This window comes from Variovorax sp. W1I1 (assembly GCF_030815625.1).
Classification (GTDB): domain Bacteria; phylum Pseudomonadota; class Gammaproteobacteria; order Burkholderiales; family Burkholderiaceae_C; genus Variovorax; species Variovorax paradoxus_C.
The window spans coordinates 5,566,415-5,580,276 of record NZ_JAUSWZ010000001.1 but is presented as its reverse complement, the minus strand read 5'-3'; the positions used below and the strand labels follow the sequence as shown (position 1 = coordinate 5,580,276).

The window sequence follows — 13,862 nt, the reverse complement described above, 5'->3', positions numbered from 1 at the left end:
CCGATCGATCAGCCGCCGTTTGCTTTCACCCACCGCACGATGTCCGCCGCGCCCATCGCGCCGGCCTGCCGTGCCACTTCGCGGCCGCCGCGGAACAACGCCAGCGTCGAGATGCTGCGGATGTTGAAGCGCGCGCCGAGCGCGGGCACGGCCTCGGTGTCCACCTTGGCGAGGCGCACATGGGGTTCGAGCTGGGCCGCGGCCTGTTCGTAGCCCGGCGCCATCTGGCGGCAGGGGCCGCACCACGGCGCCCAGAAATCGACCAGCACCGGAATCTCGTTGCGTGCGATGTGGCGGTCGAAGGTGGCCGCATCCGGGAGCGCGGTGGAGTGGCCGGTGAACAGCGCCTTGTGGCAACTGCCGCAGTCGGGTGCGCTGCCCAACTGCTCCGCGCGCACGCGGTTGGTCGTGTGGCAGTGCGGGCAGACGATGAGCTTCGGGGGCGATTCGGTCATGAGGAAAAACTGGGGCTCGTCCGGTTGAATTGCAAGGTGGCGGCCGGTTTGCGCGTCTTTTGCGACACTCCTTGGCCGTGACTTCTTCGCACCTTACCGCCTCCACGCTCGCTGTCCAATGGGCCGGCGAGCTGCTGCACCTGCTGCCCGAACGTGCGCTCTGGTGGCCCGGCGGACGCGTGCTGTTCATCGCCGATCTGCACATCGGCAAGGCGGCGACCTATCGCGCGCTGGGGCAGCCGGTGCCGGGCGGCACCACGCAGGAGAACCTCGCGCGGCTCGATGACCTGATCGCGGCGCATGCGCCCGGGCACATCGTCTTTCTCGGCGATTTCCTGCACGCGGCCCAGGCCCGCACACCGCAGGTGCTGGCCGCGCTCGAAGCCTGGCGCGCCACGAATGCCAGCCTTGCCATGACGCTGGTGCGCGGCAACCACGACAGCCGCGCGGGCGATCCGCCGGCGGCGCTCGGCATCGAGGTGGTCGACGAGCCGTTCCTGCTCGGCCCCTTCGCCTGCTGCCACCATCCGCAATCGCACGCCACGCACTTCGTGCTCGCGGGACACCTGCATCCGGCGTGCCGGCTCTACGGACGGGGGCGCGACAGCGTGCGGCTGCCCTGTTTCGTGAGCGATGCGCGGCAGGCCGTGCTGCCGGCCTTCGGCGAGTTCACGGGCGGTTGGTTGATGGAGACCGCGCCGGAGCGGCGCTTCTACGCAGTGGGTGGCGATACCGTGTGGGCGCTGCCGCCATCGGATTGATGGTTTTGCTCCTTCCCCCTCTGGGAGAAGGTTGGGATGGGGGCGCACAGAGCGTTCAATGGATACGCCGCCTGCCCCCACCCCGGCCCTTGTATGTAGCAAAGTAGCGCTTGGCCGGCACAGGCCGATCGACCCAGGGTAGGCCTTCATGGTCATACCGAGGGGGAGCGAGGGTCGTGCCGGCCGACCTCGGTTCGTAGTGAACAGACAGCCCGAACGGTTGTGAGGTCTGAGAGACCGCATCGAACACAAGGAAGGGCGCTGTGTCATGAACGACGAAATCTTTATCGGTATCGACGTATGCAAGGCCTGGCTGGACGTGGCACAAGTGCCCGCCTTGGCTGCAGGTGAAGCCAGTGCATTTGCTTTGCGCGTGGACAACGAGGATGGTGCCCGTGCCGTTCTCGTGGAGCAACTCAAACGGCTGCGACCCACGCTGGTGGTGCTGGAAGCCACGGGTGGCTTTGAAACTGCGCTGGCAAGCCAGTTGTGCCTGGCCGGCGTTCCCGTGGCGGTGGTCAATCCGAAGCGGGTGCGCGACTTTGCCCGCGCCGCGGGCATCCTGGCCAAGACCGACAAGCTGGACGCGCAGGTGCTCGCGGTATTTGCCCAACGCATGCGCCCGCAGGTGCATGCACTGCCTGACGAGGCGCAGCAGGAACTTACCGAGCTGGTGGACCGGCGCGCGCAACTGGTGGCGATGCGAGCGCAGGAGAAGGCGCGCCTGACCACGGTCAAGCCGGTTGCGCGCAAGAGCGTGCGCGAGCACATCGCGTGGCTCGATGCACGCATCAGGCAGATCGAGCGTGACCTGGACGGGCGCTTGAAGGACTCGCCTCTGTATCGGCCCAAATACGACCTTCTGGACAGCGTGCCGGGCGTGGGACGGGTGACGATCACCACCTTGCTCAGCCGCATGCCCGAGCTGGGCACGCTGGAGAGAAAGCGCATCGCTGCGCTGGCGGGCGTCGCCCCGTTTGCCGACGACAGCGGCAAGCGCCGTGGCCAGAGGTACATCCAGGGCGGGCGCGCAGACGTGCGCTGCGTGCTGTACATGGCCGCGCTCAGCGCAGCGCGATGCAACCCCGTGATCAAGGCGATGTACGAGCGCCTGCGCGCTGCCGGCAAGCCCTTCAAGGTTGCCATCACCGCCTGCATGCGCAAGCTGCTCGTCATTCTCAACGCCATGCTCAAGTCCGAGCAGCCCTGGCGCACTGACCCGATTGCTCGGTAGGTATTGACACGGTTGCTCCCCCGGAACGGGAGGGAGAAAGAAAGTCAGAGCACCACGGGCTCGTCAGGCAGCTCGTTGGTGTCGGCCTCGTCCTCGGCCAGCGGAAAGTGGGCCACCAGCAAGGCCGACATTTCTTCCAGCGCCTGCGTGAGCCCATCCTCGAAGCGACCCTCACGAAACGCTGCGCCCATGCGCTGCGCCATCGCAGCCCACTCGGCATCGTCCACGCGCGAGTCGATGCCACGGTCGGCCACGATCTCGATCGCATGCTCGGCCAGCAGCAGATAGATCAGGACGCCGTTGTTGTGCTCGGTGTCCCACACGCGCAGCTTGCCGAACAGCGTGACAGCGCGCTCCCTGGGTGGCGCATGGCGCCACAGGTACGACATCGGCAGGCCCGCCTCGACGCAGATGCGGACCTCGCCGCTGTGGCGCCGCTCGCTCGCGGCCACGCGGGCCGCCAGGCGCTGCATCACGTCGGCCGGCAGCACGCGGCGCACCGCGGCTTCGTCGGTCCAACGGTGGCGCCAGATGCGGCCGAGCTTCGAGAAGAGCGTGGGTTCTGCAGTTGCCGTTGCCATGTTCACCAGTCTCCCGAAGCGCCGCCGCCGCCGAAATTGCCACCGCCGCCGGAACTGAAGCCACCGCCCCCGGCTCCGCCGCCACCACTCCATCCGCCGCCCCCGCCGCTGGTCCAGCCGCCACCGCCGCCGCCTCCGCGACCCCCGCCGAACCCGGCAAGACCGGTGAACAGCGAGACCATGAGCGCGATCATTCCGGCGATCACCGCGATGACCATGCTGGTCGTGAGAAAGAACGCCACCACGCCGATGCCGCCGCCCATGACGACCGAGCCCAGCGTCTTGCCGAGGATGGCGCGCACGATCGGCGCGCCGACGAAGACGCCGACGAACAGGAAGATCGCGAGGTTCTCCCAGTCGAAGTCGCCGCCTGAACCGTTGCTGCCGCTGTTGCTGCGCGAAGGCTCCGGCAGCGGCTCGCCATCGACCAGTCCGATGATCCGGTCCACCGCCGCATTCAGTCCGCCCGCGAAGTCGTTGTTGCGAAAGCGCGGCTTCATCTCCTCGTCGATGATCCGCACCGCCGCGAGGTCGGGCACCGCGCCTTCGAGCGCCTTGGCCGTGGCGATGCGCATCTTGCGATCATCCTTGGCGACGATCACGAGGAGGCCGTCGCCCACGTCCTTGCGGCCGATCTTCCAGGCGTCGCCGACGCGCTGCGCGTAGCTGGCGATGTCCTCGGGCTGGGTGGTCGGCACCATCAGCACCACGATCTGCGAGCCCTTGCGCTGCTCGAAGGCGGCGAGCTTGGTCTCGAGACCCGAGCGCTGCGCGGCGTCGAGCGTGCCGGTCTGGTCGATGACGCGCGCGGTGAGCGTCGGCACGGGCAGCAGTCCTTGCGCCAGCGCAGGCAGCGCAAGGACTGCGATGAAGACTGCAGCCAGCGCGCGGCGGATCAGGGCTGCAGCCATCGGTGCTTCTTGCTTACTTCTTCGGGGCGCTGAAGTCGACCGTGGGTGGTGTCGAGATCTGCGCTTCGTTCTGCACCGAGAAGTTGGGCTTCGGCGCGTAGCTGAAGATCTTGGCGGTGATGTTGGTGGGGAAGCTGCGCGCGAGCACGTTGTACTCCTGCACGCTTTCGATGTAGCGGTTGCGCGCCACGGTGATGCGGTTCTCGGTGCCTTCGAGCGTCACGCGCAGGTCGCGGAACGCCTGGTTGGCCTTGAGCTCGGGGTAGCGCTCCGACACCACCATCAGCCGCGACAGCGCCGAGGAGAGCTCGCCCTGCGCCTGCTGGAACTTGTTGAAGGCCTCGGGGTTGTTGAGCGTCTCGGGCGTCACCTGGATCGAGGTGGCCTTGGCGCGTGCCTCGATCACCTTGGTGAGCGTGTCCTGCTCGAAGCCGGCCTCACCTTTCACGGTGGCGACGATGTTGGGCACGAGGTCGGCGCGCCGCTGGTACTGGTTGAGCACCTCGCTCCAGGCCGACTTGCTGGCCTCGTCGAGGGATTGGAAATCGTTGTAGCCGCATCCGCTCAGGGAAACGGCCGCGGCGAGGATCAGGAACCAGCGCTTCATCATCATTTGCATTACCTCCGCGAGAAGAAGCGGAAGGTAGCATAGGTGCCTCCATGCCCCCCGATTCCATAGACCCTCTGCAGGCGCTGCAGGCGCTGCAGGCCGCGAACCGTCCCGCCGGGCCTGCGGCGGCGGCGACCACCGGCACGCTGCTGATTGCGGGGGCAACGGGCGCACTGGGGCAGGAGTTGCTGCGGCGGCTGGCGGGCAGCCATCGGTATGCCCATGCCCGCGTGCTGGCGCGCGAGCCGATCCGCGACGGGCTGCGCGGCGTCGAAACCTATCTGAGTCCCGACCTCCCGATTGCGCAATGGCCGCTGACCTCGGCCGATACCGCGGTCATCGCCTTCGACCCGCCGCGGCTGTACCACGACCGCGAGCGCGCGCTGTGGGTGCCGCAGCCTGCCGACCTGCCCGAACTCTCGCGATGGCTGCGCGCTTCCGGCGTGCGGACCCTGGCCATCGTGCAGCCGCACGACCAGGGCAAACTGCCCGAGGCGCTCAAGCGCGGCCTCGCGAGCCTCGACGAGCAGGCGGTGGTCGCCAACGGTTTCGATCGCGTGATCCTCGTGCGTTCGGCGCGCAAGCCGCTGAACGCGAAGTTCGCCAATCCCGCCGAGCGGCTCGCCGCCTGGATGCTGTCGATCGTGCGCTTCATGGTGCCCAGCAGCGAGCAGCCGGTGCGCGCTTCCAAGGTGGCCGAGCTGGTCGATGTTTCGCTGCGCATCGCGCCGCCGGGCGTGCACGTGGCCGCGCCCGAGATGGTGTGGGAGGCCTCGCAGGGCCAGCAGATGCAAGCGGTGGCCGAGCGCTGGCTGGGCCGCAGCTAGCTGCCTTTCAGCCGCGCCACTGGCGCAGCAGTTCGGACGAATCGACCACCAGCCCCAGGTGCAGCGACACCATGGCGAGGGCGGCGCCCTCCAGATGCGGGTCGGTGCCGCGCACCAGGTCGCGCAGCACGATCACGCGGTAGTTGTGGTTGTTGGCGTCGAAGGCGGTGTTCAGCACGCAGCAATCGGTGAAGCCGCCGTTGAGCACCACGGTCTCGATGCGCTGGTTGCGCAGCAGGAAGTCGAGGTCCGTCGGATAGAAGGCCGAGAGCCGGCGCTTCGTGTCCACGCGCATGTCGCCGGGCTCGACGCGCGTGACCCATTCGGTCCAGCGCGAGCCTTCGATGGCGTGCGCGTCGGCGTTGGGAATCGCGCCCACATGCAGCGGAAAGGTGCGCCGCCATGCGGCCGGAATGCCGTGGATGTCGTCTTCGCCGCCCGGCCGCAGCACCGACTTGATGTGCACGATGCGTACACCCAGCGCGCGCACCTCGTCGTGAAAGCTGTCGATGGGCGCGACCACGTCGCGGGCCCGCGGCGCGGGGCACGGGCAATCGGGGCTGTTGTCCAGGTGCCCGCGGTGCATGTCGATGGAGACGACCGCGGTGGTCGCGGGGTTCAGGTAGTCGGCGAACTGCGCCGTGTCGAGCTCGCGCTCCTCGTTGTAGACCCAGGCCTTCATCGGCGTTCTTCCCTCACGTACGGTTGGCCCAGCGCCCCGGGTTCGTCATCGCCGCTGCGCTTTCCGAGCGCGACCCAGACCATCACGCCCAGCGTGACCGCATACGGCGTCATCATCACGAAGTACTGCGGCAGCTGGACCCCGGCCGCGGCCAGTTGCGGGATCAACGCCTCGATGCAGCCGAACAGCAGCGCGCCGATGAGCGCCTTCCACGGCGACCAGCGCGCAAAGATCACCAGCCCCACCGCGATCCAGCCGCGCCCGCCGGTCATGCCCGCGATCCACAGCTTGGTGCTCACCACCGAGATGTAGGCGCCCGCGAGGCCTACCAGCGCAGAGCCTGCCAGCACCGCAGCGAAGCGCCACGCCGTGATGCGGATGCCGGCCGCATCGGCCGCCTGCGGGTTCTCGCCGACTGCGCGCAGCCGCAGGCCCGTCGAGGTGCGCGCGAAGAACCAGGCCACCGCACCGAAGATCGGCAGCGTGAGCCACACCATCGCGTTCTGCTCGAACAACCTGCCCACCCCTGGCAGCAGCGACAACGGCCACAGCGCCATCGTGCCGATGCCCTCGGTCGCATGGTTGGTCCACTCGGCCAGGCTGCCCACCAGCGCCGTGAGCCCCTGGCAGAAGAACACCAGCGCCAGGCCTGCGATCACCTGGTTCACCCGCAGCCAGATCACCATCACCGCGAACAGCACCGAGACAAGGCTGGCCGCGAGCATCGCCAACACCAGCGAGACGACCGGCTGGCCCAGCGCGATCTGCGCACCGATGCCCACCAGCGCACCCACCAGCATCAGCCCTTCGGCCCCGAGCGAGAGCACGCCCGCGCGCTCGCAGATGATCAAGCCCAGCGCCGCCAGCGCATAGGGCACCGCGAAGTCCGGCGTGTTCGCAAGCCAGTTGAGGATGACGCTGCCGCTCATGCTGCTGTCTCCGTAGTGTTGGTGCCGATGTCAGCACCCACGCGGCGCAGCCGGTGGCGAATGAAGAAGTCGCTCGACGCCACGCACACCACGACGATAGCCTGGATCAGCTGCACCATCGAGAACGGCACCTGGTAGAACACCTGCAGGCTGCGGCCGGTGACGAACAGCGCCGCCACCAGCAGCGCCACCACCGTGGCGGCCAGCGGGTTGTTGCGCGCGAGAAACGCAATCAGGATGCCCGAGAAGCCGTAGCCCTGGTAGAAGGCCTGCGTGAGCCGCCCCTCCTGGCCCGCCGCCACCGCAAAGCCCGCCAGCCCGGCCATCGCGCCCGACAGCAGCACCGCGCCATAGATGGTGCGGCGCACCGGCACTCCGTTGGCATGCGCCACGCGCGGGTTCGCATCGACGAAGCGCAGGTACAGCCCCACCCGGCTCACGCCCACCAGCCACCAGGCCAGCAGCGCCACGATGCCCGCCAGCAGGATCGCGCTGCCCACCCCCGCGCCCAGCTCGGGCAGCCGCTCGAAGGCGCGGAACTGCGGCGAATAGGGGAAGTTGTCCTTCGGGTCCTTCCAGCTTCCGTAGACCAGGTGCAAGAGGAAGTTGGCCGCCATGTAGTTGAGCATCAGCGTCGAGATGATCTCGTTCACGCCCAGCTTGAGCTTGAGCCACGCCGGCCCCAGCACCCAGAGCAGGCCGCAGCCGATGGCGGCCATGAACATCAGCGGCAGGCGCAGGTGCTCGGGGCCGATCTGCCACATCGAGACGGCGGTCGCGCCGATGGCGCCCCAGACCATCTGGCCCTCCAGGCCCAGGTTCCAGAAGCGCGCGCGGAACGCGATGGCGCCCGCCAGGCCGACCAGGATCATCGGCGCGGCCTGGAACAGCACGGCGCGCAGGTTCTGGCCGTCCAGGAAGGTCTGCACCACGAACTCGTTGGCCAGTTCGTCGGCGGGCACGCCCGCGGCCACGAGGATGGCGGCGGAGATCGCGAAGCCGACCAGCAGCGCGATCGCGAGGATCAGCGCCTGCCAGCGCCAGGCCATGTGCTGGCGGATCTCCAGCGTGTAGCGGCGGCTGGCGAGTGGCTGCGGCGTGCGCACGGCCGCAGATGTCTTGAGGTCGGCAGTCGGGGGATGTGCCATGGTCGCGAGCGCTGCCTCAGCCATGGTCCACCATCGCCTGTCCAATGGCCTGCCGGTCAGCGGGCTGCGCGAACTCGCCGGCGATGCGCCCGCGCGTCATCACGCCCACGCGGTCGGCCAGCTGCAGCACTTCGTCCAGGTCTTCGCTGATGAGGAGCACCGCGGCGCCGCTGTCGCGCGCGGCGCGCAGGCGCGCATGCACCTCGGCACTGGCGCGCACATCGAGCCCGCGGCTGGGGCTGTGCGCGAGAACGAGCGTGGGCGATTTGCCGAACTCGCGCGCCAGCACCAGCTTCTGGGCGTTGCCGCCCGAGAGCAGCGCGGCCTTTTGTGCAACCGAGCGCACCCCCAGCACGTCGAAGGTGCGCACGGCTTCCTGTGTGTCGCTCTGGATGCGGTTGCGGCGCAGGTGCCAGATGGGGCCGTAGCGCCCGCTGTGCACACGGCCGATGGCGTAGTTCTCGGCGACCGACAGGTTGCCTGCGAGCGCAAGGCCGTAGCGGTCGGCCGGGATTGCGGCGATGCCGACGTTGCGGCGTGCGGGCGCGGACATGGTCTTCAGATCGCCATGGCCTTCAAGATGCATCTCGCCCTCGAGGCCGCCGCTGACGTCGGGCAGGCCCATGATGGCGCTGGCCAGTTCGCCCTGGCCGTTGCCGCCGACCCCGGCGAGGCCGTAGATCTCGCCGGCATGCAGGTCGAGGTCGACACCGTCGAGCACGCGGCGGCCCTGCGGCGATGCCGGTGAACGCAGGCTGCGTACCGACAGACGCACCGGGCCGCGCGGCGATGTCGTAGCCTGGAAGCCTTGCGTTGCGACAGACTCGCCAACGGTCAGCTTCACAAGTTCGTCCACCGACGTCGCACTTGGCGCCAGCGTCGCCACCGTGCGTCCGCCGCGCATCACCGTCACGCGGTCGGCATAGGTCTTCACGTCGGCCATCTTGTGCGTGACCAGCACCACGGCACAGCCGCCGCGTGCGAGCCCCTGCACCGTCTGCAAGAGACGCGCGGCCTCCTGGTCGGTCAGCACGGCCGTGGGCTCGTCCAGGATCAGGATGCGCGCGCCCGCCAGCAACACCTTGAGAATCTCGACGCGCTGCTGCTCGGCGATGGACAGGGCGTCGATGCGCTTGGAAGGATCGATCTCGAAGCCCAGCTCCGCGGCCTTGTTGCGGATATCACGCTCGATCTCGCGCAGCCGCTCGCCGTGGCTCTGGAACTCGGCCGGCGGCGGCGCGGTCAGGAGGATGTTCTGCGCCACCGTGAACGGCCGCACCAGCTTGAAGTGCTGGTGGACCATGCCGATGCGGTGCTTCGCCGCATCGCGCGGGCCGGCAAAGCGCACCACGTTGTCGTCCACCAGCAGTTGACCTGCCTCGGGCGCATAGAGCCCGGCGGCGATGTTCATCAGCGACGACTTGCCCGCGCCGTTCTCGCCGAGCAGCGCATGCACCTCGCCCCAGCGCGCGGCGAAGTGGGCGTCGGTCAACGCCGCGAAGCCGTCGAAGGACTTCCGGATGCCGGTGAGTTCGAGCGCGTTGGGCATGGGCTTTTCTCGTTCGCCTGTTTACTTCTGCGTCACCACGCCCTTGACGAACCAGTCCATCTTCCAGAGGTCGGCATCCGAGAGCACCGCGCCCTTGGCCACGCGCTCCTTGCCGTCGCGGTCCGCGAGCGGGCCGGCGTAGACCTGCTTGCCCTTGAGGATCGCCTCGCGTTCCGCCGTGATCAGCGCGGCCTTGTCCTTGGGCACCGCGGGGCCGAAGCCCGCGATGTCGGTGCCGCCGTCCTTCATGGCGATGAAGGCGCCGTAGGGCGCGGGCTTCCAGCCGCCGGCCATCACTTTCTTGAGTTCGGGCACAAGGAACCGGTCCCACACCCACACCGACGAGCAGAGCGTCGCCTTGGGCGCGAATTGGCGCAGGTCCCGGTGGTGGCCGGTGCCGTACACGCCGCGCTCCTGCGCCACGATCTGGGGCGTGGGGCTGTCCACGTGCTGGCCGATGACGTCGGCGCCTTGGTCGATGAGGGCAGCGGCGGCGGCGCGTTCCTTGATGGGGTCGTTCCAAGCGCCGGTGTAGATCACGTTGACCGTGGCGTTGGGGTTCATCTTTTGCGCCCCGAGCGCGAAGGCGTTGATGGTCCAGTTCACCACGCCGAAGGGGTTGGCCGCGACGAAGCCGAGCTTGCCGGTCTTGGAGGCCGCGCCGGCGGCCATGCCGCACAGGTACTGGCTCTCGTAGGTTCGGCCGTAGAACGATTCAAGGTTCGTGCCGTTGGTGGTGCCCGAGCCGTTGAGGAAGGCCACATCCGGGTACTTCGCCGCCAGGTCCTTGAAGCTGTCCGAGTAACCGAAGGCGGTGCCGATCACGATGTTGGCGCCGCGCTGGATGAACTTCTCGGCCGCCGGCTTGATGGCCGAGGCGTCCTCGGGCACGTTCTCCACGAACTGGATCTTCTGGCCGAGCTCCTTCTCGATCTTGATGCGCGCTTCGTCGAAGGCCTGCGTCCAGCCGCCGTCGTTCTTGGGGCCGAAGTAGAGCATCGCGATCTTGGGCTTGTCCTTGAGGGTGAAGCCGTCGGCCGCCGTGGCGGGCAGCGTGACGAAGAACGCGCCGCCGGCTGCGAGCGTCAGTGCAAGGCCGAGGAAGCCGGTGGTGGGTGTGCGCAGCATGGAGCAACCTTTCGTGGGAAGCATGGGGAGTGACAGAAGGAAAAGAGAAGAGAGTCCGCGCGCGTCACATCATGAAGTTGATGCGGAACACATTGCCCTCGGGATCGAGCAGCACCGACTGGTACCAGTTGTAGTAGGTGACGTAGGGCGGCTTGATAAGCGTGGCGCCAGCCTCGAGCGCGACGGGCACCATGCGGTCGACATCGGCCTGGCTGTCGACGTCGATGTTCAGCAGGAACTTCACGCCGCGCGTGTCGGAGAACTCGGCCAGGTGCAGCAGCTCGTAGGCATCGAGCGCGTTGAATCCGAGGCTCGACTTGCCGGTGTCCAGTCCCCGGAAGATCGGCGAGCGGATCGCCTCGATCTCGGGGAAACCGAACACGCGCTGGTAGAAGCCGCTGAGCGCGACCACGTCTTTTGCGAAGACGTTGACGTAGGAGAGATGGGCCATGTCGGGCTTCGGCTCAGGCCGTCGCCTTGGTGCCGCCGAAGGTCGTCTGCTTCACGAACTTCGAGGTGAGGTGGTCGCCGGACGAGATGGGCGGGTACTTGGCTTGCTCTCCCGGTGCGAGGCAGCTGGGCAGGCACTCGACCATCGCGTCGTAGTTCGGCTGGTGAAAGAACACCAGCGACTGCCGGCGGTTGGTGCTCGCCACCTCGAAGGGCGGGTTGACCACGCGGTGCAGGGTCGACACCCACTGGTCGTTGGTCCACTGCATCATCAGGTCGGCGATGTTGACCACCAGGCCGCCTTCCACCTGCGGCACGTCGACCCACTGGCCGGCCTTGTTGAACACCTGCAGCCCCTTGTCGTCGGGCAGCACGATGGTGAGGCTGCCGTAGTCGCTGTGCGCGCCCGCGCGCAGTTGGCCGGGCAGCGGCTGCTCCCGCTGCGGCGGATAGCTGAGCACGCGGAACATGCTGATGTGTTCGTCGATCTTGTCGTCGAAGAAAGTCTCGGGCAGCGAAAGGCCGAGCGCGAAGATGCGCATCAGCGAGCGCGAGAGATCGCTCATCGCCTCGAAGTAGCCCTCGTACGCTTCGCGAAAGCCGTCGATGGGCGGCCAGCTGTTGGGCTCGAAGTGCGGACCGGCGGCGGGGCCGCGGTGGTAGTCGTCGTCGGGCACGTTCGATGGGCCGATGGAAAACGATTCCTTCAGGTCGCCGGGCGCCGCCTCTTCGAGGCTGTACGACAGGCCCTCTTCGCCGACCGCGCTGTAGCCGCGCACCGCGTCTTCGCGCGGACGGTCGACCTTGCGTTTCTCGCCGAGCGGCATGTCGAAGAACTTGCGTGACAAGGTCGCCACGCGCGAGATCAGATCGGCTGGAATGCCGTGGTTGGTGATGACCAGGAAGCCGATGCTGCGGCAGGCTTCATCGACTCTTCTTGCAACCTCCGCCTTGCCTTCGGGGCTGCCGGCGAAGTAGGGCGCGAGATCGATGATGGGGACGGACAGAAGGGTCATGGGTGCTCCTCATGCGTGGCGTGCGTACCCGTGCTCCATGCAACGTCTGTGCCAGTTGGACCAAATGGACAAATCGCTTTTGTCGCGTCAGCATGGTGCGCGGCGCGAGGCCTGCAGGCCGCGTTGGCGCAAGGCGATGCACGGTGGCCTTACAGTGGTGCGCCGCGACGGCAAGCGCTTGCGGGTACGGCTCGTGCAAGCTTGTCGTTCGCAGTCGAACGATTACGGAATCCAGAAGAAGCGAGGGAAGATGCCGAAGACCAAGGCGCTGGCCGCAGCCAGCAGCAACACCACCGACAAGCCGGCGCGCAAGCGAGCGAAACCCGCGGTGCGCAGTGCATCCGCCGTGAGCCGGCGGCTGCGCCAGATCGAGGACAAGCGCAGCGCGATCCTCGGTGCCGCGCTGGGGCTGTTCTCGCGCTTCGGCTTGCATGGCACGTCGATCGACCAGGTGGCCGCGCGCGCCGATGTGTCCAAGAGCAACCTGCTCTATTACTTCGCCAACAAGGAAGAGCTGTACGTCAATGTGCTGCGCGACCTGCTCGCGCTGTGGCTCGAACCGCTGCGCGGCTTCAGCGCCGAGCAGGACCCGAGCGAAGCCATCGGCGATTACATCCGGCGCAAGCTCGTCGTCTCGCGCGACCGGCCGGATGCGTCGCGCCTGTTCTGTCTTGAAATGATCCAGGGCGCGCCGCTGCTGCGCGACGAACTCGACCGCGAACTGCGCACGCTGGTGGAGAAAAAATCGGAAGTCATCAAGGCGTGGGTCGAGGCCGGCAAGCTCGCGCCGGTCGATCCGCACCACTTGATCTTCGCGCTGTGGGCGGTCACGCAGCACTATGCGGATTTCGGCGTGCAGGTGCAGGCGCTCTCGGGGCACACGCTGGACGATGCGGCGTTCTTCGAACAGACGGTGCAGAACATCCAGCGCATCGTGCTGCAGGGCATCACGCCGCGCTGAACCTGGGTGAACCTGGGGCCGAAGGATCAATGCGGCGGTGCCGCGATCTCGTGATAGCGGCGATCGAAGTAGATCAGCCCCTCCGCCGCGCCGCCGATGGCAATGGCCACCGCCTCGCAAAAGAGCACGTCGTGCGTGCCCGCGCTGGTGGCGTGCACCACGCGGCAATCGAAGGACACGGCCGCGTCGTCGAGCATCGGCGAGCCGGTGGTCTTGCGGCTCCAGCGGCCGGCGGCGAAGCGCTCGTCCATCGGCGTCTTGCCGCCGAACAACGCAGAGAGCGCCTGGTGCCCCGCAGCCAGCACGTTCACGCACAGCACGCCGTTCGCCTTGAACGCCGGGTACACCGAGGCCGAGCGGTTCAGGCACACCAGCAAGGTCGGCGGTTCGTCGGTCACGCTGCACACGGCCGAAGCCGTGAAGCCGGCGCGCCCGGCGGGGCCATCGGTGGTGATGATGTTGACGGCCGCGCCCAGCCGCGCCATCGCATTGCGGTAGTCGGCCTTCGGCAAGGAGGAGGAAGGCGCGCCGGGCGGCAGGCCGTTCGGGTTCGATGCGGGGTGGGAGGCCATCGCGTTGAGCATGTCGTGACTCCTGGGAAGCGCGTGTGTTGCCGCCGG

The 13,862-nt window shown here is 67.9% G+C and carries 16 protein-coding genes; 4 read left to right on the top strand and 12 right to left on the bottom strand.

Annotation, left to right across the window (positions count from 1 at the left end; genetic code table 11):
- Positions 1–8 precede the first annotated feature (8 nt).
- A complete protein-coding gene (gene trxC, locus QFZ83_RS25935) occupies positions 9–455 on the bottom strand; it encodes a thioredoxin TrxC (RefSeq protein WP_307511183.1) in 447 nt (148 codons plus the stop codon).
- A 77-nt stretch (positions 456–532) separates the two neighbouring features.
- Between trxC and pdeM the strand changes: the two genes are divergently transcribed.
- Together pdeM and QFZ83_RS25925 are read left to right on the top strand one after the other, a co-directional pair.
- Complete coding sequence (pdeM, locus tag QFZ83_RS25930; protein WP_307511181.1) at positions 533–1,216, top strand: ligase-associated DNA damage response endonuclease PdeM; 684 nt, start codon at positions 533–535, stop codon at positions 1,214–1,216.
- Between the two features lie 268 nt (positions 1,217–1,484).
- A complete protein-coding gene (locus QFZ83_RS25925; protein WP_013541048.1) occupies positions 1,485–2,450 on the top strand; it encodes an IS110 family transposase in 966 nt (321 codons plus the stop codon).
- Positions 2,451–2,494: 44 nt separating this feature from the next.
- On the opposite strand, the gene QFZ83_RS25920 is transcribed toward QFZ83_RS25925, so the two are convergent.
- From QFZ83_RS25920 to QFZ83_RS25910, 3 genes are read right to left on the bottom strand one after another with little or no spacing between them, the layout of a single operon-like run.
- Positions 2,495–3,031 carry a TPM domain-containing protein gene (locus QFZ83_RS25920; protein ID WP_307511178.1) on the bottom strand — a complete coding sequence of 179 codons (537 nt, stop codon included), beginning with the start codon at positions 3,029–3,031 and terminating at the stop codon, positions 2,495–2,497.
- 2 nt (positions 3,032–3,033) lie between these two features.
- On the bottom strand, positions 3,034–3,942 hold the full coding sequence (locus QFZ83_RS25915; protein WP_307511176.1) for a YgcG family protein: 909 nt from the start codon (positions 3,940–3,942) through the stop codon (positions 3,034–3,036).
- A 13-nt stretch (positions 3,943–3,955) separates the two neighbouring features.
- Positions 3,956–4,555, bottom strand: a complete 600-nt coding sequence (locus tag QFZ83_RS25910) for a LemA family protein (RefSeq protein WP_307511174.1) — start codon at positions 4,553–4,555, stop codon at positions 3,956–3,958.
- A 47-nt stretch (positions 4,556–4,602) separates the two neighbouring features.
- Here QFZ83_RS25910 and QFZ83_RS25905 point away from each other — a divergent pair, with 47 nt between their 5' ends.
- Positions 4,603–5,379: a hypothetical protein gene (locus QFZ83_RS25905; protein WP_307511173.1), complete on the top strand. Its 777-nt coding sequence runs from the start codon at positions 4,603–4,605 to the stop codon at positions 5,377–5,379.
- A 7-nt stretch (positions 5,380–5,386) separates the two neighbouring features.
- On the opposite strand, the gene QFZ83_RS25900 is transcribed toward QFZ83_RS25905, so the two are convergent.
- The 7 genes from QFZ83_RS25900 to QFZ83_RS25870 all read right to left on the bottom strand — a co-directional run bounded on the left by QFZ83_RS25900 (position 5,387) and on the right by QFZ83_RS25870 (position 12,281).
- A complete protein-coding gene (locus QFZ83_RS25900; protein ID WP_307511171.1) occupies positions 5,387–6,061 on the bottom strand; it encodes a cysteine hydrolase family protein in 675 nt (224 codons plus the stop codon).
- The gene (locus QFZ83_RS25895; protein WP_307511169.1) at positions 6,058–6,990 is read right to left on the bottom strand and encodes an ABC transporter permease; all 933 of its coding nucleotides are present in this window, start codon (positions 6,988–6,990) and stop codon (positions 6,058–6,060) included. The genes QFZ83_RS25900 and QFZ83_RS25895 overlap by 4 nt, the downstream gene beginning before the upstream one ends.
- Positions 6,987–8,162 (bottom strand): ABC transporter permease, encoded by a 1,176-nt coding sequence (locus tag QFZ83_RS25890; protein WP_307511167.1) that lies wholly within the window; start codon positions 8,160–8,162, stop codon positions 6,987–6,989. The genes QFZ83_RS25895 and QFZ83_RS25890 overlap by 4 nt, the downstream gene beginning before the upstream one ends.
- Complete coding sequence (locus tag QFZ83_RS25885; protein WP_307511165.1) at positions 8,155–9,687, bottom strand: ABC transporter ATP-binding protein; 1,533 nt, start codon at positions 9,685–9,687, stop codon at positions 8,155–8,157. The genes QFZ83_RS25890 and QFZ83_RS25885 overlap by 8 nt, the downstream gene beginning before the upstream one ends.
- A gap of 21 nt (positions 9,688–9,708) precedes the next feature.
- Positions 9,709–10,815, bottom strand: a complete 1,107-nt coding sequence (locus tag QFZ83_RS25880) for a BMP family ABC transporter substrate-binding protein (RefSeq protein ID WP_307511163.1) — start codon at positions 10,813–10,815, stop codon at positions 9,709–9,711.
- Positions 10,816–10,879: 64 nt separating this feature from the next.
- Entirely contained in the window at positions 10,880–11,266 is a 387-nt protein-coding gene (locus QFZ83_RS25875) for a VOC family protein (RefSeq protein WP_307511161.1), read from the bottom strand.
- Between the two features lie 13 nt (positions 11,267–11,279).
- Complete coding sequence (locus QFZ83_RS25870; protein ID WP_307511159.1) at positions 11,280–12,281, bottom strand: isopenicillin N synthase family oxygenase; 1,002 nt, start codon at positions 12,279–12,281, stop codon at positions 11,280–11,282.
- 250 nt (positions 12,282–12,531) lie between these two features.
- Here QFZ83_RS25870 and rutR point away from each other — a divergent pair, with 250 nt between their 5' ends.
- Positions 12,532–13,242, top strand: coding sequence for an HTH-type transcriptional regulator RutR (rutR, locus tag QFZ83_RS25865; RefSeq protein ID WP_307511157.1), 711 nt, complete (start codon positions 12,532–12,534; stop codon positions 13,240–13,242).
- Between the two features lie 26 nt (positions 13,243–13,268).
- Here the strand turns inward: rutR and rutF are convergent, their stop codons facing one another.
- Complete coding sequence (gene rutF / locus QFZ83_RS25860) at positions 13,269–13,826, bottom strand: NADH-dependent FMN reductase RutF (RefSeq protein WP_307511156.1); 558 nt, start codon at positions 13,824–13,826, stop codon at positions 13,269–13,271.
- Positions 13,827–13,862 lie beyond the last annotated feature (36 nt).

Bases quoted from the DNA above. Each gene is read 5' to 3' on its own strand.
- trxC (WP_307511183.1), bottom strand. From the start codon at position 455: ATGACCGAATCGCCCCCGAAGCTCATCGTCTGCCCGCACTGCCACACG.
- QFZ83_RS25925 (WP_013541048.1), top strand. From the start codon at position 1,485: ATGAACGACGAAATCTTTATCGGTATCGACGTATGCAAGGCCTGGCTG.
- QFZ83_RS25920 (WP_307511178.1), bottom strand. From the start codon at position 3,031: ATGGCAACGGCAACTGCAGAACCCACGCTCTTCTCGAAGCTCGGCCGC.
- QFZ83_RS25915 (WP_307511176.1), bottom strand. From the start codon at position 3,942: ATGGCTGCAGCCCTGATCCGCCGCGCGCTGGCTGCAGTCTTCATCGCA.
- QFZ83_RS25910 (WP_307511174.1), bottom strand. From the start codon at position 4,555: ATGATGATGAAGCGCTGGTTCCTGATCCTCGCCGCGGCCGTTTCCCTG.
- QFZ83_RS25905 (WP_307511173.1), top strand. From the start codon at position 4,603: ATGCCCCCCGATTCCATAGACCCTCTGCAGGCGCTGCAGGCGCTGCAG.
- QFZ83_RS25900 (WP_307511171.1), bottom strand. From the start codon at position 6,061: ATGAAGGCCTGGGTCTACAACGAGGAGCGCGAGCTCGACACGGCGCAG.
- QFZ83_RS25895 (WP_307511169.1), bottom strand. From the start codon at position 6,990: ATGAGCGGCAGCGTCATCCTCAACTGGCTTGCGAACACGCCGGACTTC.
- QFZ83_RS25890 (WP_307511167.1), bottom strand. From the start codon at position 8,162: ATGGCTGAGGCAGCGCTCGCGACCATGGCACATCCCCCGACTGCCGAC.
- QFZ83_RS25885 (WP_307511165.1), bottom strand. From the start codon at position 9,687: ATGCCCAACGCGCTCGAACTCACCGGCATCCGGAAGTCCTTCGACGGC.
- QFZ83_RS25880 (WP_307511163.1), bottom strand. From the start codon at position 10,815: ATGCTGCGCACACCCACCACCGGCTTCCTCGGCCTTGCACTGACGCTC.
- QFZ83_RS25875 (WP_307511161.1), bottom strand. From the start codon at position 11,266: ATGGCCCATCTCTCCTACGTCAACGTCTTCGCAAAAGACGTGGTCGCG.
- QFZ83_RS25870 (WP_307511159.1), bottom strand. From the start codon at position 12,281: ATGACCCTTCTGTCCGTCCCCATCATCGATCTCGCGCCCTACTTCGCC.
- rutR (WP_307511157.1), top strand. From the start codon at position 12,532: ATGCCGAAGACCAAGGCGCTGGCCGCAGCCAGCAGCAACACCACCGAC.
- rutF (WP_307511156.1), bottom strand. From the start codon at position 13,826: ATGCTCAACGCGATGGCCTCCCACCCCGCATCGAACCCGAACGGCCTG.